General features: G+C 57.1%; 14 protein-coding genes and 1 tRNA gene. 5 read left to right on the plus strand and 10 right to left on the minus strand.

The window, feature by feature from the left end; translation table 11 throughout:
* Positions 1-36 precede the first annotated feature (36 nt).
* The 5 genes from AC0V6X_RS10575 to AC0V6X_RS10595 all read left to right on the plus strand — a co-directional run bounded on the left by AC0V6X_RS10575 (position 37) and on the right by AC0V6X_RS10595 (position 8,202).
* Positions 37-127: transfer RNA gene (locus AC0V6X_RS10575), tRNA-Ser, on the plus strand.
* Positions 128-230: 103 nt separating this feature from the next.
* The gene (ggt, locus tag AC0V6X_RS10580) at positions 231-1,988 is read left to right on the plus strand and encodes a gamma-glutamyltransferase (protein WP_486184506.1); all 1,758 of its coding nucleotides are present in this window, start codon (positions 231-233) and stop codon (positions 1,986-1,988) included.
* A gap of 110 nt (positions 1,989-2,098) precedes the next feature.
* The gene (locus tag AC0V6X_RS10585; RefSeq protein ID WP_486184507.1) at positions 2,099-5,218 is read left to right on the plus strand and encodes a TonB-dependent receptor domain-containing protein; all 3,120 of its coding nucleotides are present in this window, start codon (positions 2,099-2,101) and stop codon (positions 5,216-5,218) included.
* Positions 5,219-5,251: 33 nt separating this feature from the next.
* A complete protein-coding gene (locus AC0V6X_RS10590) occupies positions 5,252-6,673 on the plus strand; it encodes a lyase family protein (protein ID WP_486184508.1) in 1,422 nt (473 codons plus the stop codon).
* 50 nt (positions 6,674-6,723) lie between these two features.
* Positions 6,724-8,202, plus strand: a complete 1,479-nt coding sequence (locus AC0V6X_RS10595) for an SLC13 family permease (RefSeq protein WP_486184509.1) — start codon at positions 6,724-6,726, stop codon at positions 8,200-8,202.
* 185 nt (positions 8,203-8,387) lie between these two features.
* On the opposite strand, the gene AC0V6X_RS10600 is transcribed toward AC0V6X_RS10595, so the two are convergent.
* The 10 genes from AC0V6X_RS10600 to AC0V6X_RS10645 form a co-directional block, all read right to left on the minus strand.
* Complete coding sequence (locus AC0V6X_RS10600) at positions 8,388-9,287, minus strand: pirin family protein (protein ID WP_486184510.1); 900 nt, start codon at positions 9,285-9,287, stop codon at positions 8,388-8,390.
* Positions 9,288-9,438: 151 nt separating this feature from the next.
* Positions 9,439-9,840: a CPBP family intramembrane glutamic endopeptidase gene (locus AC0V6X_RS10605; RefSeq protein WP_486184511.1), complete on the minus strand. Its 402-nt coding sequence runs from the start codon at positions 9,838-9,840 to the stop codon at positions 9,439-9,441.
* Positions 9,841-10,039: 199 nt separating this feature from the next.
* On the minus strand, positions 10,040-11,314 hold the full coding sequence (locus tag AC0V6X_RS10610) for a serine hydrolase domain-containing protein (RefSeq protein ID WP_486184512.1): 1,275 nt from the start codon (positions 11,312-11,314) through the stop codon (positions 10,040-10,042).
* Positions 11,311-11,820 carry an anthrone oxygenase family protein gene (locus AC0V6X_RS10615; protein ID WP_486184513.1) on the minus strand — a complete coding sequence of 170 codons (510 nt, stop codon included), beginning with the start codon at positions 11,818-11,820 and terminating at the stop codon, positions 11,311-11,313. The genes AC0V6X_RS10610 and AC0V6X_RS10615 overlap by 4 nt, the downstream gene beginning before the upstream one ends.
* Entirely contained in the window at positions 11,817-12,662 is an 846-nt protein-coding gene (locus AC0V6X_RS10620; protein WP_486184514.1) for an NmrA family NAD(P)-binding protein, read from the minus strand. The genes AC0V6X_RS10615 and AC0V6X_RS10620 overlap by 4 nt, the downstream gene beginning before the upstream one ends.
* Positions 12,663-12,754: 92 nt before the next feature.
* Positions 12,755-13,768 (minus strand): AraC family transcriptional regulator, encoded by a 1,014-nt coding sequence (locus tag AC0V6X_RS10625; RefSeq protein WP_486184515.1) that lies wholly within the window; start codon positions 13,766-13,768, stop codon positions 12,755-12,757.
* A 216-nt stretch (positions 13,769-13,984) separates the two neighbouring features.
* Complete coding sequence (locus tag AC0V6X_RS10630; RefSeq protein ID WP_486184516.1) at positions 13,985-16,852, minus strand: M16 family metallopeptidase; 2,868 nt, start codon at positions 16,850-16,852, stop codon at positions 13,985-13,987.
* 175 nt (positions 16,853-17,027) lie between these two features.
* Positions 17,028-20,549 carry a TonB-dependent receptor gene (locus tag AC0V6X_RS10635; protein ID WP_486184517.1) on the minus strand — a complete coding sequence of 1,174 codons (3,522 nt, stop codon included), beginning with the start codon at positions 20,547-20,549 and terminating at the stop codon, positions 17,028-17,030.
* A 149-nt stretch (positions 20,550-20,698) separates the two neighbouring features.
* Positions 20,699-21,874, minus strand: a complete 1,176-nt coding sequence (locus tag AC0V6X_RS10640; protein ID WP_486184518.1) for a FecR family protein — start codon at positions 21,872-21,874, stop codon at positions 20,699-20,701.
* Positions 21,871-22,395 (minus strand): RNA polymerase sigma factor, encoded by a 525-nt coding sequence (locus AC0V6X_RS10645; RefSeq protein ID WP_486184519.1) that lies wholly within the window; start codon positions 22,393-22,395, stop codon positions 21,871-21,873. Before AC0V6X_RS10645 ends, AC0V6X_RS10640 begins: the two co-directional genes overlap by 4 nt.
* Positions 22,396-22,570 lie beyond the last annotated feature (175 nt).

Here is a 22,570-nt window from a genome sequence, read left to right on the forward strand (position 1 = left end):
AGCGCCTCCCTCGCAGCCAAAAGAGCTAGCGCACGCGGAGACGTGGGTGAGTGGCTGAAACCAGTTCCCTGCTAAGGAACCATACGCATACCGCGTATCGAGGGTTCGAATCCCTCCGTCTCCGCCATTTTCCTACAGGTCTGATTGCGTTCGAGCAGAGCGAGCTTCCGATGATGGAGGATTGACCCTGGTCTGCGGTTCCGCTCTCTTCGCGGCCAAAGGAGCCGTTGATGAAATTTCTCACCGCTGTCCTGGCCGCAATCGCCTTGTGCTTGACGCCGATGGCAGCCTCACCTGTGTCAGCCCAGCAGCAGTTGCTCGACTACAAGTCGATCCACCATCCGATCGTCGACAACGAAGCCATGGTGGTCAGCCAAAATGCGCTTTCGAGCCGCATAGGCGCACAGATACTGGCTGAAGGCGGCAATGCGGTTGATGCAGCGGTTGCAACCGGCTTTGCGCTGGCGGTGACGCTGCCACGTGCCGGCAATCTGGGCGGTGGCGGTTTCATGCTGATCTACCTTGCTGAGCAAGATCAGACGGTCGCTATCGACTACCGCTCGGCTGCCCCCGCGGGTGCGGCGGACGCCAGCCAATATCTCGACGCAGATGGCAACCGGATGGACAATGCCGATGCAGGTCACATGGCAGCTGCCGTGCCCGGTACGGTTGCGGGTCTGAAGTTGGCTCATGAACGCTGGGGGGTGCTGCCTTGGGAGGACGTTGTGCGCCCTGCGATGGAGTTGGCGCGCGATGGCATCATTGTCACCCGCGATCTTTCAGAAGCCTTGCGCTGGGGGCGCGGGCGGCTTCAAAGCTCCGATGCGGCGATCAGCGCTTTCTTCAAGCCCGATGGATCCCCTTACATGTTCGGCGACAGGCTGATTCAATCCGATCTTGCTTGGACGCTTGATCGGATCGCGACCCACGGGGCTGATGACTTCTATCGCGGAGAGATCGCACAGCGGATCGCCGCTGATATGGAGGCGCATGGCGGGCATATCTCACTGGCTGATCTTGCCAATTACCGCGCCCATTTCCGCGCGCCCATTGCAACCCGCTATCGTGATCATCTTGTCGTCACCATGCCTCCTGCCAGCTCAGGCGGAGTGGCACTGTTGCAGATGCTGAACATGCTGGAGCCGTTCAACCTTAAGGAAATGGGGCACAATACCAGCTCTACGATCCACATCATGGCAGAGGTGATGAAGCTGGCTTATGCGGACAGGCGCATGTCGATGGGCGACCCGGATTTCGTCGAAAATCCGGTGGAGTTGCTGATCTCCAAAGCCTATGCGCGCGACAGGTCAAACGGGATATCGCGTGAACGAGCCACGCCCTCGGCTGATATCTCCCCCTATGATCCGCTTGCTGGTGAGAGTGAGGATACGACCCATTATTCCATCGCGGACCGGCACGGCAATGTGGTCTCCAACACCTACACCCTTGGCTCATCCTTTGGGTCGGGCGTTGTGGTCGAGGGTGCAGGGTTCTTGCTGGATAACCAGATCCGCAACTTCTCGTTGCGGGTGGATGTACCCGGTGCCACTTTCAGCAACAGCCGCATGAACCAGATTGAGCCGGGCAAGCGGATGCTGTCGAGCATGACACCCACGATCGTGTTCCGCGATGATAAACCTTATCTCGTGGTCGGAACGCCGGGGGGCAGCACGATTATCAATTCGGTGCTCCAAGTGATCGTGAACGTGGTAGACCACGAAATGAATATCGCGGAGGCGACATATGCGCCGCGTCTGCACCAGAACTGGCGACCGACTGAGCTAGCGATTGAGCCTGGCTTCAATCAGGACTCACTCGAAATCCTGCGTGCGATGGGCCACGAGATTGAGCTGCGCGACACGATCGGCAGTGCTCAGACCATCATGCTTGAAGGCGATCTAATCTTCGGAGCCGCCGATCCGCGTAGGCCGGGATCGGGCGCGGTTGGCGTCGATAATATTCGACAAACCGGCCAAGGCGAACGTTAGAAGCCTATCCCCGCTCTGCAATAGAGTTGCGCTGTCAAGGTTTTTGGCGTCTAATTATGCCATCGCCAAGCGGAGCCTTGGACGGATAATGTCAGATTGGGGGCAATCTAATGAAACTTCGCACACGCATTGCAGGCTTTGCCGGCGCATCGATCATGGCAATGGCAAGCGCCAGTGCCTACGCACAAGACAGCGGCAACGAGGCTCCACCGGCGACACCCACGGCGGAGGAAGAGGAGCCGGTGATCGTGGTCACCGGAACCCAAATCCGGGGCGCACAGGTAGACGATGTTCTGCCCGTTACCGTGGTCGGAGAGGAATTGATCGACGCGATTGACCCGGCCTCCGGCGATGAAATTTTCCGCGCGATCCCGCAAGCAGGCTCGGTAGAATTCAACGAGCAAAGCACGGCAGGCGGCGTCAATGGTGCACGCGGCGACATCGCTTCGATCAACTTGCGCGGGCTTGGCACGGGCAACACCTTGATGCTGATCAATGGCCGCCGCATGTTGCTCAATCCGGGTTTCCAGACCGAGCTATTTGTGCCGGTTGTTTCGCCTGACACCAACACTATTGCGCCAGGGAGTGTGCGCCGGGTCGAAGTTCTGCGCGATGGCGCTTCGGCTGTCTATGGCGCTGACGCGGTTGCGGGCGTGGTCAATACAATCCTGCGTGGTGGGCGCGATGGCGGCTATCTGCGCGCCAATTACCGCGCGTCGGACGGAACCAGCCTCTACAGTTTTCAGATCGACGGCGGTTTTGGCTTCGACTTCGCCGATGGTCGAGGCAATTTCACTGTCTATGGCGCCTATTTCCATGAGAATGGCTTGCGCGCGACGGCACGCGACTATTCCGCGTCGAGCGACTTGCGCCCTTTCCTGATTGGGACCGATTTCGAAGGCGACACCCAGTTCGACAACCGCTCAATCAACTCGCCCTTTGGTGCCTTCGACATTCAAGGCTCAAGCGCTACCTCATCCAACACGACGGTCCTGCGTGATGATGATTTCCACCTTCAACCTTGCGTCCTGTTCGGACCCAACGGGGCAGCCGATAGCGATGGCCGGGTCATTGATCTTGGCAACGGGCTGTGCGCGGACAATGGCGGGACGATCGACCGCGACCTGCGCTGGGATATCGGCGCTGACCGGTTCCTCTATTCGCAAAAGGATCGCTACAACGTCCAGGCGCTGTTCAACTATGAACTGAGCAGCAGTGCAGAAGTGTATTTCGAAGGGTCCTACTACCGCTCTGAAAACTTCCGCGAACGCGAACAGAGCACCATGCTCAGCGCTGTGCCGCTTGGCATCGAAGCGACGGCGTTCTGGAACCCGCTGGGCGCGACGACCTTGGCGGATGGATCGCCCAATCCCAACCGGGTGGACAATGGCCTTGGCCCCAACGTCACTGACGATGGCCGTGCGCTTCTGCTCGAAGATTATCGCTGGGTCGATGCTGGCCCTCGGCGCGGGATGGTGACGAAGGACGAGTATCGCCTCGTGCTCGGATTACGCGGTGAGTTTAGCGGGTGGGATTACGACACCGGGTTCCTCTATGCGCAGGCCAACACCACTGACCTGACCGAGAACCGGATTTCGAGCACGCTTGCTCAAGAGGCAATAAACCGCACTGATGGGACCGCATACAACCCCTTCAATGGCGGCTGCTTCCCCGGAGAGCCCGGTTTCGGTCTGCAAATCGACTGCACGCCCAATCCGCAGTCGGTGATCGACGACATTACGATTGATGTCTTCCGTGAAGGTGAGACCACGCTCGCATTGGCTGATTTCAAGGTTTCTCGGCCCGATCTGTTCCAGATGCCCGCTGGCGGCGTCGGGATCGCTGCTGGCGTCGAGTTCCGGCGTGAGACCTTCATCGATGATCGCGACCCACGGCTTGATGGCACGATCACTTTCACCAATGCCGTGAATGGTGACTTCTTCGGAAGTGACGTGGTTGGATCGAGCCCTTCGCCTGATACGAGCGGCAACCGTGAAGTCTATTCGGCCTTCGCCGAAGCGCTGATCCCGCTTGTGTCAGACGACATGGATATCCCGCTTGTGAACGAGCTGGAAGTCCAACTGGCAGCCCGGTTTGAGGATTTCTCGGACAGCTCCAGCGCCTTTGTTCCGCGTGCCGCAGTGGCTTGGCGTCCGGTCAGCGACATTTTGCTGCGCGGCGCCTGGTCGCAAGGCTTCCGCGCACCGAACCTGGTGCAAATCAACGATCAGGGCACAACCCGCTCGAACTCCGTTGTGCGTGCGGTCGAGTGTGTGGCCGAGATCATCCAGGGGCTTGAGGATGACGTGCCTGATTGCGGCACCGTCGGAACGATCGACTTCCGTGAGGGTGGCCCACAGCTTGAACCCGAAGATACGGAGAGCATCAATTTCGGCATCGTCCTGACCCCCAGCTTCATTCCGGGGCTGACGATCACGGCTGATTATTGGGAGGTCAAACAAGAAGGACTGGTCGGCATTTTCGGCAACCAGAACAACCTGTTGCTCGATCTCTTGCTGCGCTTGCAGGGCAGTTCCAACCCCAATGTCGTTCGAGCCGCAGTGACGCAGGATGACATCGACCTGTATGCGGGCACCGGGATCAATCCGGCCGGGGAACTGATCCAGATCCTCAACCCCTACACCAACCTCGACCAGCGCACCTCTGAAGGTCTGGACTTCAGCGTGCTCTACAATTTCGACACCAGCTTTGGCGAGTTCGATTTTCAGATCAACGCAGCGCGTTTGCTCGGATTTGAACAACAGGCAGGGCCGCTTGCGGACACTTTGTTCACCGAGTTGACCCCGCTGCTCCAGCAGATACCGGAGCTCTCGACCGGCGATGTCGCTGCACTCCAGCCGTTCGGCTTTGGGGAACTTATCGAGATTGATGGGCGTCCGAAATGGCGTCTTTCAGGCTCGGTTGCCTGGGAAAGCGGGCCCGTGCGGGTGAACTTCTTCGGTCGCTATGTCGGGCAGGTCTTTGATCCGGGCGCGCAGCAGGATGACACTGCTGAGTTCTTCCGGGTCGATGACTGGTTTACGATGAATTTTGGCATCAGCTACCGGATCGAGAACGATACCGCTCTTGACGGAACACGGCTGCGCTTTGGCGTGAACAACATCTTCAACGAAGATCCTCCCATCGCTGATGAGAGCTTTGGCTATTACGGCAGCCTGCACAGTGGCCGTGGGCGCCAGTTCTCGATCGATATCCGCAAGGACTTCTGATCGGGATTGCCAAACTCGCTGCCGGAACACGGAATGCGTAAAAGTCTGACTAGCAGCCAAGCATGGTGGCGCACTGTGTGGCTGGCGGGTTTGGCCTTGATGGGCCTTGGCCTGCCGGCGACGGCCTCAGCTTGCTCGGTCGGGCCAGTGCGCGCTCTGTTTGAGTATGACGGGCGCACTCAGATCATCCTCGACGTAGAGGCTGCGATGGCCCGCGCGCAGGCGCTTCACGGTGTTATTCCCAGCGAAGCTGCGGAAGAGATCAGCGCAAAAGCTCAGGTGGAATTGGTGCCGCAAGAGGCATTTGACCAAGCCTATGCTGAAACACGTCACCGGATGGTCGCTTTGCTCAGGGTCTGGCGCGAGAGTCTGGACCCAATGGGCGACCAATATGTCCATTACGGCGCCACCACAGTCGACATTTACGGCACCGCCACAATCATCCAGATGGACCGTGCGCTTGCTGAGCTAGACGTCTGTCTGGTTGAGACGATTGCGGCCATGTCAGCAATGGCCCGCGACCATGCGCAAACTCCGATGATCGGACGCACGCTGGGCCAGCACGCCCAGCCCATTACTTACGGCAAGAAGGTCAGCACCTGGATTGACGAGTATGCGCGCCATCGTATCCGTATTGCGCAAGTGCGTGACCGCTTGTCTCGCTCGGCCATCCTCAAAGGGGCGGTTGGGAACTATTCGGGTCTGGGAGATCAGGCCATTGCCGTGGAGCGCAGCTTCGCCGCCGAGTTGGGGTTGGGCGAACCGTATCCCGCTGACTGGAACGGAACGCGCGACGTGATCGCGGAGGTTGGGCTGGTGCTCGGCCTTATTGCCCGCTCTCACCAGCGCATTGGGCAAGAGCTTTTCCTACTCCAAGGCACAGACATAGCCGAAGTCCGCGAAGCGCAGCGCGCGGGCGTGGTCGGATCAAGCTCCATGCCGCACAAGCGCAATCCCCGCACGCCTGAGGCCCTTATCCACGCTGGCCGCACGATCCCGCGGCTGGGTGAAGTGTTGGCCGATGACGTGGTGAACCTGTTTGAGCGCGATAACACATCGCGCATGACGCCTGTGATTGAAGATATCATGGTGCAGTCGGTCAATGCTGTTCGCTTGCTCAATGGCTTGCTGAGCGGTCTGGAGGTCGATGCTGAGCAGATGCGGTCCAATGTCGACCTCACAAACGGCTTTGCAATGTCGCAGCGTGTCGCCTTTGCCTTGTCGCAGCACATCGCCCGGGAAGAGGCGGAAGTCTTGGTCAAGCAAGTTATCGCCGATGCCATAGCGGCGGATGTGGGCTTTGAGAGCGCGCTTACGGATGAGCCCATGGTCATGCAGCACTTAAGCGCTGAGGAGATTGCGCAGCTGCTTGACCCTGACCGTGTTGAGCAACCCGCGCTCCATCAGATTGAACGCGTGATCGAGCACGCCAATTCGGAAGGAGAGCAGCCATAGCCATTGCTCCCGCTCCAACCCGGTCCGCCAGCGTCATCTGGACAGTGCGCGTGGCCGGGATCGTGCTGGCTGTGCTGGTCTATGCCCTGCTTGGTGGAGCGGACCTTGCCCCCGATGCGCGAGTGGTGGCCGCTATCGCGACTTTGATGGCGTTCTGGTGGATTAGCGAAGCGGTGCCACTGGCCGCGACTTCGCTGCTGCCGATAGTCTTGTTCCCGCTGCTGACCGAGCGATTCATCGCAGAGACGACCACGGCCTATGCCAACCCCATTGTGTTCTTGTTTCTTGGAGGATTTCTGCTCGCCATTGCGATGGAGAAATGGAATCTCCACCGGCGGATTGCGCTTCACACCTTAGCGCTGGTTGGAGTGTCGCCTTACCGGATCGTCCTTGGCATGATGCTCGCCACTGGCTTTCTCTCAATGTGGGTGTCCAACACCGCGACCACCTTAATGATGCTACCGATTGGGTTCTCCGTGCTGGGGCTGGTGTCTGGCGCAGGCATGTCGAGCGGCGCAGGCGCAAGCGCTCATACCGGCGAGACAGACCCGCAGATCGCAGCGTTTGGCATTTGCCTCGTTCTGGCCATTGCCTGGTCGGCCAGCATGGGTGGGCTAGGCACTCTGCTTGGCAGCCCGCCCAATGCAATCATAGCGGGCTATGCCGAAAGTGAGCTGGGGATCTCGATTGGTTTTGTTGACTGGATGATGCTGGGCGTGCCGCTTGCCTTGACCTTCATCGCAATCGGTTGGTTGGTTCTGACCCGCGTTCTTTATCGCTTTGATCTTGCAGAGATCCCGGGTGGCCAGCAGTTGATCGAGGGAGAGATCGCCGGGCTTGGCAAAATGAGCCAGGGCGAGCGTGTTGTGGCACTCGTCTTTGGCAGCGCTGCCTTCCTCTGGATCGTGCCGGGTCTGTTGGTTGAGGTGCCCGCAATTGGCGCGGCTGCACCTTGGATTGATAGTCTTAACGACACCAGCATCGCGATTGCGGCGGGACTTGCTCTGTTCATCTTGCCAGGTCGCGGTAAAAGCGAGATGGCGCTCAATTGGAGCGACGCGGAAAAAGGGCTCCCCTGGGGTGTGCTCCTGCTGTTTGGCGGAGGACTCAGCCTTGCCGGAGCAGTGGCTGGAACCGGCCTCGACAATTGGATGGGAGAGCAGGTTTCAGGCCTCGCAGTCTTGCCTTCCATACTGCTGATCGCGGCAATTGTTGCGATAGTCCTTTTCCTGACCGAAGTAACAAGCAACACGGCGACCGCCGCCACTTTCATCCCCGTTCTGGGCGGAGTGGCAATCGGTATCGGAGCCGATCCGATGAGCTTGCTGATCCCAGCTGCCTTTGCAGCAACCTGCGCCTTCATGCTGCCCGTTGGCACACCGCCCAATGCGATTGCCTTTAGCACAGGGGCGGTCACCATCGCTCAAATGGCGAGAGGTGGCTTTGTACTAAACATGATCGGAATCGCGCTGATCACAGCCTTTGTTTATCTTCTGGGCGGATATGCTTTGGGGCTTCAATTTGACTAGTCGAAGGGATCGGTGGTGGTCCTCGTTCCGGGACGAGGCCAGACTTCCCCAAGCGGAGACGACTTCGAACCGGACCGCCTGATTTAGGCAAACGGAACAAGGAAGGCCGACATTCCGCTTGCGACCTAGTCTCCCACACAAAGGCGATGCCTCGCGCAACACGCTCGTCTATGAGTGTCATTTAGCTAGTCACTAAGCGTGCCCAAGCGCCCAGAACGATAGGCCGCTTGGGCTTCTGCAACTTCAGCTTGGGTATTCATTACGAAGGGGCCGCGCTGGACGAAGGTCTCAGCGATTGGTTCACCAGTCACTATGACTGCATGACTATCGACTGGGGCCTGAACAACCAGCCTCTGTCCCTTTCGCGACGCCTTGATCGCTAAAGCTTCGCCCTCGGTTATCGTGACACGCATATTTCCAATAGCGACGTCGATGCATCCATGGACTGCGTAAATCCACTGCGAATGGCCGGGCACAACATCGTGTTTGAAGTTGCTGCTCTCTTTGATCTTCGCATCGAGGATCGTCATCGGCAATGCTGGGGAGCTGGCACCGCGAATTCCATTGCTTTGGCCCAACACAATACGAACCTTTGCTCCATTGCTCTCGATCAGTGGCATAGCACCAGCTTTAATGTGTAGTGCCTGCGGCGCCTCGTGTTTCATACGAGCGGGCAAGTTCACAAACATTTGTAGGCCGTGAGCGGTAGCACCAGAAACCGGCTTTTCGTCGTGTACCGCTCCGCGGCCAGCCTTAAGCCAGTAGAGGTTGCCGGGCATCAGATCGATATCATTGCCAAGAGAATCCCGGTTATTGAAGGCCCCTTCGCTGTCTTCGAGCAAGACAGTTACGGCCGACATTCCGGCATGAGGATGCGCACCGAATGTCGGCTCGGTCATAGTATAATGATCGACCATCACCAGTGGATCCATAAGGCCTCCAAACATGGGGTGCCTGAAGCTAAGCGCGTCAAAACCGGACCGAATTGAGATGGGCTTGCCCGCAACTGGAAGGGAAGTGCAATTCGGCACGTGCTGAGCATGATCGACACTTGGCTTAGTAGAGGTTGATGCTTCGCGCTGCATTTTCAGTTCTCCATTCGACTTGATGCCTAACGAATAGGCTCATCGAGGGCGGAGCTCTTGCCAGCCTCCGCCAGAGTTTTGGCATCTTGCGCCAATTGAGCGTTTGAAGAATGCAGCGGAACCCTTGCGACCCTTGGGTCGACCAGCGCGCTCAGTCTTCTATGCCGAGATACCGGAACGTTTGGCCCAGCGTATTGAACGCGCCATGCGCTAAGATCAGCGGCATGATATTGCGCCTACCAAACCACAGGTAGAAGACACCGAAGGCAAATCCGCCTGCGCCCGTGACGAGCGCGCCGTGCCATCCTTGGTAGTAGGCGTGACGATAGCCGAAAAATACTGACGAAATCAGCAATGCCACGATATCACCGCGCAGGCCACCACCTATGGCTTCACTCACATTGCTAATAATGAAGGCCCGAAACAGAAGCTCCTCAAAGAACGAGCCGTGCGTCCAAACCAGAAGCATGATCAGAGCATAGGCGACCAAATTGCCCTCGATATGAGAAAAGCGGTCGCTAGTCCCGATATCTTCAAAGAACTGGTCAGCCAACAGAACCATAAGCTGTGTGCAGACCAAGAAAAAGGCCATGGTCAATACAGCTAGGCCAAGCGTCTTGATCCAACTTTCAGGCCAGCGAGAGCCAAGATCGCCACAACCAAAGACAGGTCGCGAAAGGCGTTGGATCGCTCCTTGGATCGCGGTCGATCCACTTGGTCGTGGGCGCATACTTGAACCTGCGACATCGGGCTTACACCTCCGCTTGGTGCCGTGAGGCGCGGCGTGTGCGAACCCACAGGATCAAGGTCGCGCCCATCCCCACGATTAGGATCCCACCGACGAAGATCGCAAGGGCTGTGGGCAGTCGTGACGCAAAGGTCAGACTGTCGACATTGCCGGTTTTCCAGAAGACCCATTCGCCAGCCAGCTCAGTTGCTAGCATCGGATTGCCGGTCGTTAGGATGACAATTCCATCGCCTGTAGCCGGATCCAGCCTTGCGGCGGTGTTGATGGCAGGTTCATTGCTGCCATCATGGCCAATGATATGTCCGCCGGCATTATTGGAAGCGTAAATCATTGGGCCAAGCCCCCAGATGTCGGCTCCCATTTCCGAGGCATGAGGCTGGCGCAGGAGATCCATAGTCGACGACAAGAGGGCCGGATTGGATGCGCTTGGTGCCTGCGCTACTACGAACTTGCTTAGGTCTTCTGTAGTGGTGAACAAGGATGTCGCGGCAAGAGCTGTGTACCAGCGAAAGGGCTCGGTACCGCCATCGGAAGCGAAATTCTCAACCAAGCCAAGCTCGGTCGCCTCGGCATGGTCAAACGTGGTGCGCTCCATACCCAATGGCGCGAAGACCTCTTCATCCATGTAGTCTGGGAACGACTTGCCGGAGACTTCCTCAATCAGCAGTTGGAGTAAAGTGTAGCCTCCTCCTGAATAGGCAAAGCGTAAACCCGGCTCGCTGCCCAGAACTGTCTGTCCATCTTTGCCGGGCGATGCGTCCGCTGCCTTGGTCAAAGACGCTTCCAGCGATTGACGATTCTGAGGAGTGTCAAACCCGTTATAGCCAAGGCCGTCAGCTAAACCGGCGGTGTGACTAAGTAAGCGCCGGACTGTGACGCCCGATGTGTCAAATTCGGAGGCCGGGAGTTGCCAGCGCGTAAGATAGTTTGAAACCGGCGCATCGAGATCAATTCTTCCGTCTTCAACGAGAGTCATCACGCCCCAAGCGGTCAGCCATTTGCCAAGTGATGCAACCTGAAAAACGCTCTGACCGTCAACGGGTTCGCCTTTTGAAAGATGGAAGTCAGCTGCTGGCGCTCCGCCATCGATCAAAACGAAGCTGACATTGCCCTTGTTGCGTTCTTTGCCGATGTCGCTTGCGGCCACTTCAAACGCCGTGGCGTCTCCAGTCGTAGCAATGGAGCGATGCCCCCACCCTTGATCCAGGGCGGCAATAACCAGACCACCCCAAACCACAACTGCCACAACCATTGCCAAGCCGATCTTTGCATATTTCATGATTGCACCTGCCCGCTTGTGATGAGTGTGATTGCGGCGACAAGGTAAAGCCCGGCTGTCGCAACGCTTCCGATTGAACGGAAGTGATTGAGACGGCTCCACTTCTCGACATATTCCAGCCAATAGGCCTTCGCCTCAGCGCTGGAGTGATCGAGGCTGTCCAGCTTGTTGTTCATCGGGACGTTGCCGAACATCGTCATCAAGAAGACACTCGGAAGGTAAACCAAGGCAGCAAGGATCAGAGTGACTAACGCAGCACCTTCAAAGACGGTGACACTGTAAAGCGTGAAAAGCACCGAGAAGATCGCAATGGACAGGATACCTGCCACGAATTGGGTCTTGATCACATCGCGATTGATATGCTGCATCACCTCAATGCCGCTCGCTGGTTCGGCTTTGCCCAGAGCTGACATCACAAACTCCGAGAATGCCGAGAATACGCCTCCGACGATGGCGCTCCAGAGCGCAAGGAAAAGGCAGAAGTAGAGGGGCCAATCGTAGGTCATGCCGCCACCCTCCACGCACCGGTCGCGGCGACATCGCGGGCATAGTCGGCAAAGTCCTTCGCAGGACGACCAAGCGCACGCTCGACACCATCGTTAAGTTGGGCATTGCGGCCATCGAGTACCGTCGAGAACAGATAATCGAGCATCCAAACCACATCTTTGGGCGCACCAGATTGGGCCAGCCCTTCGATGAAAGAGTCATGTGGAACATCAATGAAGGCGATCTCTCGGCCTGTCGCAGCGGAAAGGTCCGAGGCAATGTCGGCCATAGTCATCAGCCGTGGGCCGGTAACTTCGTAGACCTCACCGTTGTGCCCGTCTTCGCTAAGCGCAGCGACAGCGACATCGGCAATGTCGTCGACATCAACGAAGGGTTCAGGAGTGTCGCCCGCCGGTAGAGTAAGCGCTCCGCTCAGCACCATGTCGATAAAGGCGCCTTCAGAGAAATTCTGATTGAACCAGCTAGCGCGCACTATCGTCCATTCGAGGCCGCTATCTTTAACAATCTGCTCGCAAGTCTGAGCTTCCTTCTCTCCGCGGCCTGACAAAAGGACCAAGCGTTCAACACCCTGAAGCTTGGCACGCCAGACGAGTGCACTAATGGCGTCGGTCGCGCCGGGCATCGCAAGATCGGGTGAGTAAGTGATGTAGATGCTCGAGACACCTTCGAGAGCGTCATCCCAGCCCGTTTCCTTGTCCCAGTCGAATGCGGGGATGGATGATCGCGATCCGATACGGACTTCAAGTCCCTTCTGGATCAGCCGATCGGCAACTCTCTTGCCGGTTTTGCCGGTTCCACCGATCACCAAGGTGATCTTCTTCTCATCAGTCTTGTAGGTCATTTGCTTGTTCCCGTTTGTTGGAGACAAGCATGGGATAGATCCGGCGCTACAGGTTCTCTTGCCCTAGCATGCCAAGCTTTGTGCAGATCGCGTCACCGACCCGATGTCGAACTCAACCGATAAGACCGAGGTGTCTCGCCCGCCCAGCGTTTGAACGCCCGGGTAAAACCGCTTTGCTCAGCAAAGCCAGTTAGGAAGGCAATCTCTACGAGAGGATACTGCGTCGTGCGCAGCACGCGTTCGGACAGTTCACGCCTAGCCTGGTCAACTAGGTTCTGAAACACCGCTCCCTCCTCGCTCAATTTGCGCTGAAGTGTGCGGGCACTCATGCCAAGAGCTTTGGCTACGTCAGACAACTTTGGAATGCCGCTGCTCAAATTCTTTCCGATTTCAGATTTGACTTGCAACGCTACAGGAACGCCCGCTTTGGTCTCAGCCAGCATCTCCTCGACCCGCTCGTCAAAAAAGCGAGATATCGCATCGTCGCCTACCGCATTGGGTTGGACCAGCTCATCATTGGAAATGACCACAGCATTGCCGCCAGCGCGATCAACGATTGGGCATCCAAGATAATCTTCGAGAAATGCCTTGTCGCCGATAAACTCATGCCCGCAATATGCCTCGACGGGCTTGAACCGACGGCCCGAAGCTTCACGGCAAATGGCGGTGAAGGATGCGAAGGTCGCTTCGTTCGACAACCTTGCGCCCACTGGAGCCTCGTCGGTCAGGCGTAGGAAACGTATTTCTGTCGTCTCCTCGCTTTGGACCATCTCAAGCGCCCTTACACCGGCAACAACACGAACATAGCGCTGTGCTCGGCCCCAACCGTCCATCAATGTAGGAGAGCTTTTCCATGCTAGGCCAACCGCTCCAAGTTCTTCACAGCGCATCGACATACCAAGTCGAATGTGCGCCCTTGGAAGCCCGTCTTCGGCTTGAGCTATCGTCTCGAGAAGCCTCACATAATCTTCTTCAGAGACCATTGTCGCAAGGTCCGGAGCTGCGTCCATATCGAGCTTGCAAATTGCGAACAACTCGGCTCGATCCAAATGCTCTGGAGCGTGTTCAATCGCCTTGCGCGAATAGATGGAAGAAGACTTCGCCACTGGCCGAAGTTAGCTCCATGGTGCGGCTCATGGAAGAGCGATCGGAAAGTCTGCCTTCACCCCCATATGCGACCCTTGGGAAGACCCAAACCTGCAAGACCAACCGCTCTGCCGCAATGCCTGACGGCTCTAGGCTCGAATTCTGATGGGCTGCGTGGATAAGGCGCACTCTGCCCAACGCGGCTTAACTCTCGTGAAAATGGCAGCAAAATCTCTTCAAATCTCGGGCATTATGTAGGCACTAACACTCTGATCCTGCGCGAAGACATCGCGTGCTAACGCATCAATTTGATCGACTGTCAGCTCTTGATACACGGTCTTTTGCGCCCGCAACCGTGCGAGCCCATCGGCGTCGCTTTGTGCATCACTCAATACGCCCATCCAGAAACCATTGTTCTCCAGCGTGCTGTCCAAGTCCTCAATCAAAGGCGTGACAGCACGGTTGAACTCGTCGGCTTCGACGCCTTCTTGCGCGAGTTCGTTTGCGACCTGCATTACCCCTGCGCGCACCTTGTCGACATCTTCGGGCGTGGCTGTCACTCTGGCGACAAGATAGCCATATCCGTCAAACAAGCTGCTGGAATAGGCACCGGCGCCGGGTGAATAGGTTGATCCCATTTCTTCACGCAGCAGCTCGGTCATGCGGTTTCGGAACAGACTGCGCAACACGCGCATATGGAATGTGTTTTGCGGATCGCTTGCATCAAGGGCAGGCCAGTAGACATAGACAATCGCCTGTTCTTCTGACCCGCGATGGTAATAGGTCTTGGGTGTGTCCTCGCCTTTCGGGAAGTTTAGCTCCGCCTTCTCACCAAAGCTTTTGCTCGGCTCTGCGCGGGTGGGTAGAGCGCCGAAGGTACGTGCCACTTCGCGTACAATTGTATCCTTGTCGACATCGCCAACCACGGTGATTTCGATCGATCCGTTTTGCAATTGCGGTTCGATCCATGCGCGTGCTTCTTCAATCGTTGGGGATGTGAAGTCTGCCAGATCGTCATAGCCGAACCGCTGGTCGCCGGACCTGATCAAACGAGGAAGGAACTTGTCCGCAACACTGCCCGGTGATGCGTCATGGGTCGGATACCATGTGCGCATCTTGCGGAAGTGAAGATCAGCGATTTCTTCCCTGAATGCCGGAGCGGATACGCGCGCTGCCATAAGATTCATCTGAGCCGGCAGGTCTTCCACTCCGGTTGAGCCGAGTATCTGAAACGCATCATCACTCAGCAGGGTGCGCACGAGTGCTCCCACCCTTCGCCCGGCAAAGATGGCATCCAGCTCCTCTGCCGTGTGTTCTGCAACGCCACTTTGATTGAGCAGGTTGAGGCCAAGGCGGCGCAAGCCTTCGCTGTCGCGCGGCATCGCCATGAAGCCATCGCCAGCGCGGACGGTGATGTTGATAGAGCCCGCTTCGTAGTCGGTGCGTTTGAAGTTCAGCCGGACATTGTTCGCGAAACGGATCAAATGGGCATCGGCGTCTTCGACATATGTGTCGGAGACAACTTCTCCCGGCGCTCCAAAGTCTGTGTAAGCGAATTTGGGCACAACGCGCTCTGGTGGAGGGGCGACCGCCACTTGCCGCGATTGCTCCAGCGCCGATTTCACCACACTCTCAGCGTCACTGAGCGGAGCACTCGAACTGAAATAGATTGCCGGATCCTCATGACCCTGCCAGCCCTCGCGGAACGCCGCGTTGACCTCTTCAAGCGTGAGCTCCGCGGCAATTGCATTGAAACGATCAAGCCCCGATTGCGGAGAGGTGAAGACACGCTCACTTGCAAAAGACGAGACCAACGCATCGACAAAGCTGAATTCAAAACCGCCCGCATATGTCTTGCGAGTGCTTGCGCGCTCAACCGCTACTTCCAGTGCCCGGCGGCGCTCAGCGATCTGTTCGTCAAGCTCTTGCTGAGAAAAACCAAACTGAATCGCTCGGCGCAGTTCCTGCTCCGCATCGGAAAGTGCACTTGGCAAGTCTTCGCCCCCGATGCGCACGGAAAGAACGTTGCCATCGATGACGTCATAGGGGCGATAGCGGCCTGCTTGCGCACTGAGAAAAGCGGACTGGCCTGAATTCACCTTGCGGCTCAGCCGGTCGTTCAAGATCATGTTACCGAGCGACTTGACCAGCCCATCACGCCGTGTCGCGACGCTGTCTTCGCGTTCCTCGTAGGGACGCAAAGCAGCCAGCGTGACAGTAGTCAGCTGGCCTTCGTCGTAATACGCCTTGAAAGAGCCCGGAGGGACGCTGGCGGGCATCGGCTCCCTTTGTGGCAGAGCTGCGCCCTGCGGCTCCCAATCGCCGAAGTAGCGTTCGATCCGCGCAATCGCTTCGTCAGTGTCGAGGTCACCTGCGAACACAATGAACGTGTTCTCAGGCCGATAGAACCCGCGATAGAAGCTTACGAAAGTATCACGCTGCATGGTCGCGATCGCTTCATCGGTGCCGATCGGCAGCCGTTCGACGAGCCCGCTGCCTTGAGTGAAAAAGGCGAGCCGGTCCACGGTCGACCTGAAGCTAAGCGAGTCTCGCGCGGCTTTCTCTGATGCGATGACGCCGCGCTCCCTTTCAATCGCGTCGCTTTCCAGCAGCAAGTTTTCAGCCGTTTCACGCATGATGAAGAAGGCTTCGTCGAGCACTTCTTCTTCAACCGATGGCAGGTTCAGCTTGTAGGTGGTCTGCTCAAATCCAGTGCTTGCATTCGTGTCAGCGCCAAAGGCAAGGCCGAACCGTTCAAGCCGCTTGACCATCTCGCCCTCGGGCACGTTGACTGACCCATTGAACGCCATGTGTTCGAGGAAATGCGCAAGGCCCAGCTGTTCTTCGGTCTCGTTCAAAGAACCGGTCGCGATCCGCATGCGTATGGCTGCCACTCCGCTGGGCGTTTCGTTTCTGAGAACGGCGTAGCGCAGCCCATTCTCGAGCGTTCCGTAGATAACCCTCGCATCAGGTTCGAGGTCGCTTGTCTCATGGACGAAGCTCGTCTCCTGAGCATTCTGTGCCAAAGTCGTGCTGATCGGAAGGGCAGCGCAACTGGCAAGCAAAGCAAGGGCGAGGCCCCACTGAACACGCGATTTTGTCATCGGAAACTCCTGGTTGCGAGGCGACGGCGCGCGGCCAAGTCCCTCACCTGTGTGTCTGTAAAGCAAGATGTGCCTGATCCGATTTCCCACATGGTAAGCGATATTTTGGGCGAGAAAAAAGCGCCGCATCCCAACTTGGGGATGCGGCGCTATTAGGGGGTGGCGATCATAGTCGTTAGAAGCGCGCTCTGAACCCTCCGGTTAACGTGCGTCCTCCGTTGAACTGGTAGCCGTCAGGGAAGAAGAAGTCCGCGCTGCCGCCGCCGAACTCGGAAGAGAAGGCTCTGCGCAGGTCAATGTCTTTTCCACCGTTCAACAGGTCATCACCTTGAAGGTAGATTGAGACATTGGTTCCCCCAAGATCGAACGTGTAGGACAGCCGCATGTCGAGCGTGTCGAACTCCGGCAGAACCGTGTCGATACCATTGACCTGAAAGTTCGATGCCGTCGCTGATTGGTATGTGTAGATGACGCGGCCCTCGAACCCGCCTTCGGCGTAGCTCAAGGAGGCATTGTAAATCCATTCCGGCTGATCTTCGAGGAAACGGTTCAGCTCAAAAACATCGAGGTCACCGGCATCGTTGCGCCCAGAGACCAGGGTTGGAAAGTCGCCTTGCGTCCAGGTCAGGTTTCCGAGGACGGTGAAATTCGAAAGACGCCCGGGCAAGAACGTCAGCTGTCGGATAGCCTCAAGCTCAATGCCATAGATTTCACCGCCTTCGCCATTTTCGGGTCGGTTGCGGAGGAACTCAGTGTCGGCGTCAAACGCGACGAGGTCGGGTCGAGCTGTCGCGAGATCGCCGAATTCGGCAAGGATGTCGTCCCGAACTGCGCTGTCGGGGCCATCGTTGAAGAAGATGTTGGTGAAGTTGTTTTTCACGTTCTTGTAGAAGAATCCAACTCGCACCAGGCCCGGTGAATCTGTGAAATAGTACGACAAATCAACGTCAAAATTGTCTGTAATGGTTGGGCGCAGATCAGGGTTGGACTCGCGAATGATCGCGCGGTTGACGGTCGGCCTGAGGTCAATTGAAATCTGGCGTGGGCGCCTGATCAATTGCAGGTTTGGATTCACGGTTGAACGGAAATAGGAGAACCGCGCGACCATATTGTCTTGCGGCCGATAATTGACGGTGAGGCTTGGATTGAGAAAGTCATCAGTGCCCGACAAATTGGCGAAGTTGACCAATCCTGCATCAACGAACGTCTCGCGCGGTTCGGATGGTCCGGTTGCTGGCCTGACTGAGGGAGCGTTGATCGTCTGACCGGAACGGAAGACACGTTCATAGCGCGCACCACCGACAATCTCGAACGCGCCGACATTGAACAGCATCTCCAGATAAGCAGCAGACCTGTCTTCGATTGTCTTTGCTGGCACAAGGCCGCCTGAATCCAGGATCGGGTCCAGATTGCGTCGATCAGTGAGTTTGAAGCGCTCCTCATTCTCCGGCGTGTTCGGATCGTCTGCCAGGAAGTTGGGCAGTCCATCAAAGATCGCGTCCACGGCATCTCCGACAATGAAAGGAGCGCCGAAGGTTTCCGCGCCAATCTGATTGAGGCCCTGATTGTCGACTAAGCCGTCGCCAAAGGCATCAAGCGGCGTGTCACGACCGAAGATGCGGATGAAGCTTTCAACCGACAGCAACGCACCGGTAGATGTGGTCGCGAAGACATCGTCATTGGCCTCCCGCTCAGACCGGTCCCAGCGCGCGCCGGCTTCGATATACTCGAACCACTCTGGTGCAGGCTGATATCGTGCGCTGCCTTCAAGCGTGTAGGCATTGGTTGGACTGTCGGTGAGCGTACGGCTTGCGGTGGTGAGGTTGTACGTGCCCGGATCGTTCAGGAACTCCAGACCCGCAGGCGTAAGCGCAAGGACGGGCAGGCCGTTTGGTTCAAACACAACTGCCCCGCCAACGACCCGCTGTGTCTGCGCTGCATCGTCGTCCGGGTTCAGAATGATCGTCGATGGATCAATCAAGTCGGTCAGGTTCGTCGCCTGATTGCCCAGTGCACTAAGGTTGGCATTGTTGGATTGTGACAAGGCAAATTGGTAGCCCGCTTTATATCGGAAGACCCACCGGTTGAGGGTCGTCGTGCCGCGCAAACTCACTGTATCTTGACGGCTTTCCAGATCGGTCACGTTGAACGCCAAATTCGGCCTAAAAGCGCGCAGGGTCGTGCGGCGTCGCACTTCTCCGCCCAGTTCAGGAACGGGCATGTCGAGGTTCGACGTCAGGAAGCTGGCCGTTGTCCGAGCCGTCTCTCCCAGAAAATCACGCTGAATGCGCTGCAGGTCGAGCCTGAGATTGGTCGTGTCGCTGACATCCCATTCAAAGTTAAGCGAGGCGGTCAGGTTCTCCTCTTCACGGTCACGCCGCAGATAGCTGACGCCGGTTTCAATCCGGCTGTTGAAAGCTGGATCGAAGGGGAATTGCTGCGAGAATGGAATCCGGAAGGAACTGGTAAAGCCAGAGGGCAGGACAGGCGGGATAGACCCTGCAATATCGGCGTCCAGATTCCGCCGATCGGTCTTGCGATATTGCACATTGGCGACGAAACCAAAGTTGTCAGCGATGCGTGCGGAGACGAGGCCATTGAGCTGATATTCGTCACCAAAGCCGCTTGAAAGACTGGTTTCGCCTTCGGCACCGAACTGGGCGGTAAACCCGTCATAATCGAGACCTGACTTGGTCTCGATCTGAACCAGACCACCCGAACCGGTCGAGACCATGCTGGGCAGGAGCGACTTTTGGATCGTGATCTCAGAAATGTTGTCAGCGAGGAAGCCGGACAGATCGATTGTCCGTTCAAATCCAGTGCCCTGTAACTCCAGCCCGTTAAGCTGGATGTTGATCGCTTCGGAAGAGAAACCGCGCACTGTAATGCGATTTCCCTCGCCGGTTGCGTTGTCACGGCCAAAGGCGACACCGGAAACACGGCGCAAGGCTTCGGGGACGTTTTCGGCGGGGAAGCTCCCCAACAAATCGGCTGACACGACCGTCGAATTGTTGGGCGCGCGCAATTGCTGATTGAGCGATCGTTGCAGGCTGGATTGGTATCCAAGCACGAGGATATTATTCCCCACAGCCTCGCCAAACATGATCTGCATCTGACGCCGTTCAACAGCGCCGCGAGGGATCGGGAAACTGGCCGAGGGTTGGCCTAGATAGACAACCTCCAACTGCGGTGCAGTCGCTGGAACATCCGGAATGCTGAAAAAGCCACGATCATCCGTCGTCGCACTTTGGCTTGTGCCGGTGATCCGCACATCGGCACCGGGCAGCGGCGTGCCTGTTGCAGTGCTGCGAACAATCCCGCTCACTGTGGATGTGGCAGCCCCATCAAAGCGCATTGTATAGCGCCCTTGCAGCGAGAACACATTTTCGGAGACCTGATTTGCATTGATATCAGTACCAGCCAGCAACCGGGTGAGGGCTTGTTGTGCTGTAAAAGTGCCGTTCACAGCGCTTGAGCGTTTGTTCTCAACAATCTCCGATGGGTAAAGCAGATCCGATCCCGACGCCTCGGCGAAGGCGGTAAGCGCCTCTTGCAAAGGCTGCGCTGGAATCTGGTAATTGCGCTCTTGAGTGGATTGCGCCGTTGCCTGTGCTTCCTGCGCCGATGCCGCACTTGTCATCGCGCCCAGACTGCAACCTGCAACCAGTGAAGCCATTGCGAGCTTGATACGGATCATAAAATTACCCCTGAATTGTTCTCAATCATGCAAACGAATTTGCGCCCCTTCATTCAAGCAAGATGCGGGGGTGATCAAAAACCTCATGGGGAAGAGGAACTTTTGGTGGTGAATGCGACGAACCGGGCAACCTTGTTGCTAAATCGCGGTCAATTCAGGTTGGAATCATCCTCAGCCGCACTGACTTCCAGGATTGTCCCATTGGCCCGTGCCCGAACGACGACAGGAAAGCCGGCTTCGAGGGTCGCCGCAAAATACTCGCTCGATTTGATCCGGAAGGTTCCGCTGACACGCAAGCCCGCAATGGATTCGTCGCGCAGCACATGCTGTTCAGTCGAGTAGCGGTTGAATTCTTCGAGCACCTCGCTCAGCGGAGTTTGCTCGAAAATGAGCCGCCCATCGCGCCAACTTGCCACTTGATCGACAGGGGCTCGAGTGATTTCCGAGGGACGATTGCTAAGAATGCTGATCTGCTCTCCGGGAGCAAGTTGCGTGCTTGATCCGCCGCCCGCGTCGTTGCCTTGGTCGATGCGCACACGCCCCTCAATCAGGGTTACTCGCGCTTCCGCGCCGGTCTTGCGCACAGTAAACACTGTTCCCAATGCCACCACAGTGCTTCGACCGGCTTTGACCGAAAAAGGACGGCTGGCATCTTTCGCGACTGTGAAAACCGCTTCGCCGCGCATAAGCGTCAGATTGCGTTGGCCTTGTTTGTAATCAACCTGAACTTGTGAGTCCGTATTCAGCTCAATGACGGAGCCGTCCGGCAAGGTGAATTTGGCGATTTGGCCGATCCGCGTCGAATAGTCGCTGCGAAAGCGTTCTTGGATCGCGGGCTCTTGGGTGGTGTTCGCACTGGCCACCTCAGCATCGGGCGCGGATGTGGGATCATTTTGCGCAATGATCGGTGTTTGCGGGCCTGATTCTGTTTGCGGGCCATTCTGATTGTCTAGCAGGAAAAATGCGCTGACAAGGAACACCAAAACAACCGAAGCGGCGATCGCTCCATAGCGCGTCCAGCCGCGCACCGGCTCCGACGACTGGCCGGACTGAGCCAGGGCAGCCAACCGCATCTCGATGATCCCAGGCGCATCGCTGAACTCACCAAGGCTGGCATAGACAGTGGCTGCATGATCGAACGCCTCGGCGTGAGCTTTGGAGAGGGCGCGCCATTCGCGGTAGGCAGCGAAATCCGCTTCGCTTGCTTCTTCGTCAGATAGTCTCGCGAACCAATTCGCCGCTTCATCGGCAATGCGATCACTGTCCGACCCGGCTTGCTCGCCAGGGCGGTTGTGCTCGCCAAATATGCCTACAGAGTTGGTCATCTCTCACGATCCATCCGAACTGCCAAATGGCGGGTTGCAGAGGCGATATGTTTCTCAACTGAACTCACCGAAACACCCAACCGATCAGCAATTTCTCGATACTTAAAACCCTCGAAGCGGTGCATCAGGAAGACTGTCCGGGTGCGCACAGGCAATTCGGAAAGCGCTTTCTCCAGAAGACGAACTCTATCCTTTGCCTGTAAGATGCGCTCTGGCGTGATTTCCTCATACTGGGCGTGAAAAAAGGGCAATTGCGCTATGGCTGCGTCTCTCGTGCCCTGCTTGCGGTAGCGTTCTTTCAATAGGTTGGCAGCTGTCTGAAAAATGTAACCGTCGGGGTTTGTGATTGGCACATCGTTGTTCGATGACCAGAGCCTGCGAAACACTTCCTGAACCAAGTCATCAGCGTCGCTTGGGCTGTTCAGCCGCTTGGCAAAATACGCTTTGAGAGGCTCTCGATAGCGAGCCGCAAAAGCCTCCCGCTCGCGCAGATTTCTTGAAGCTGTACTTTTGCCGCTCATGTTCGATCCCGTGCTCTCATGGCGTCAAGCATGTCAAATGTTTCAGCGCCAGCCAAGCGACTTCGCAATTGCCGCTGGCGTGCTCAAGCACACGACCATGGGCGACTTTAGCCGCGTCACCGCGCCAAAGGTTGAAAGACTCACGATCGGTATGCGGCCGTGCGATTTGCCGTTG

This window comes from Erythrobacter sp. S267, from assembly GCF_057365045.1.